This window comes from Chitinispirillales bacterium ANBcel5 (genome assembly GCA_029688955.1).
Taxonomy (GTDB): Bacteria; Fibrobacterota; Chitinivibrionia; order Chitinivibrionales; family Chitinispirillaceae; genus Cellulosispirillum; species Cellulosispirillum alkaliphilum.
On the sequence record JARUKZ010000104.1, the window covers coordinates 1 to 1,417 of the forward strand.

Annotated in this window: 1 protein-coding gene; it reads right to left on the reverse strand. The window is 35.0% G+C overall.

Annotated elements, in window-relative coordinates; all coding sequences use genetic code 11:
• Positions 1-206: 206 nt before the first annotated feature.
• Complete coding sequence (locus QA601_18895; protein MDG5817169.1) at positions 207-1,043, reverse strand: DUF2971 domain-containing protein; 837 nt, start codon at positions 1,041-1,043, stop codon at positions 207-209.
• Between the last annotated feature and the right edge of the window lie 374 nt (positions 1,044-1,417).

A 1,417-nucleotide genomic window follows, 5' to 3' on the forward strand; every position in this document is an offset into this window, starting at 1 on the left:
TCCGGCCCATGCCGAAGTTACCGCCTATAATATTTTAATCTACAATATTTTCCCTTACAGGCGGTAATTTGGGGTGTACTCACCCGGCATGGGCCTGTTGTTGGTTGTTTTTGTTTAGCTACCTTAGTGTTCTTTTAAATTTATGCCTCCGAAAGGGTTTTTCCGCGTGGGGTCCGTTTTTTCTGCTCTTGCTTCTATTCATTTTCTTAAGACTTATCTAATAAGAGAAACTCTCCTGCTTCATAATGAAAATATTTGAGTACTATTTTGAGATTTTTACAAATATCTTTAATCAAAGGATAATACACTTTTGGGAAACTGTCTCCAAGAATAATCCCTTTTAGACAGCTTTCAATATTGATGTAAATGCCATTATCATCCAATGCACGGTCACTCTTTGTCAGTAATATAATGCGGTATTCATGCTCGTCTTTATAATCCATTTGTTTGCAAAAAAACATATCTTTGTAATATGCTTCAATATGTTTACAAGCAAAATTGTATGGCGTATCTTTTTCAAAAGTATCTTTATCAGCACACAAGCAATGATGTCTAGAACCAGTAATAAGGTTGTCTTTATATTTCATAGAATCTTGAAAAATTACGTAAGATTCTCTGCCATAGTCATGTTCTAATGTGTTTGAAATATCCTTTTTTGAGAATACGAGGCATACTCCTTTATGTCCTTCACCATATTGTGACCACATTCGTGGTCTTGAATATCCGTAGATTGGGTTTCCATTTTTTGATGAGTTACAGCAAAAAGAACTAAATACTACTTGTTTTTTAAGAATCTTGTTGATGTTTTCTTTGGCCAAATTGATGTTTTTTTCTACACATTCATCCCATCCCCAGCCTGTTGCCATGAATATCTTCTCTTTATATTCATAAGGGTCATTAGTGTTGTTTAGTAACGAAAACTTAAATAGCTTACTATCTAAAATGTATTCAAGTGCAACAGAAGACCGAGTATAGTGGAATAATGCATCATCGCTTTTCAAAAATTCATCATGGCTATCTTTATGTTTACAGTGTGAATACATTTACACACTCCTTTTAAACCCATTCTGCTTGCTCATTTTCTTTTCCCCCCACGCTCCGGCATAAATTTCTATAAAATCTATTCTAAACAAAAATTGACAACAACGTCTGCGTAGCAGAAACAGTTTCTGCTATATTTGCCTTGTCCTTGTTTCTGATATGCACCCAAAATCCAGAGTATCATTACCTTAAGCTTCAGCTACTACCCAAAAATTTGGACATATCACGAATATATATCTAGATATCATAATCGTCCAGTGGACTTCTAACTCTTTTTATCGTATTTGTTGAAACATGGGTATAAATCTCCGTGGTTTTGATACTGTTGTGACCTAAAAGCTCCTGTATGATTCGAAGATCGGTGCCTCGCTCAAGC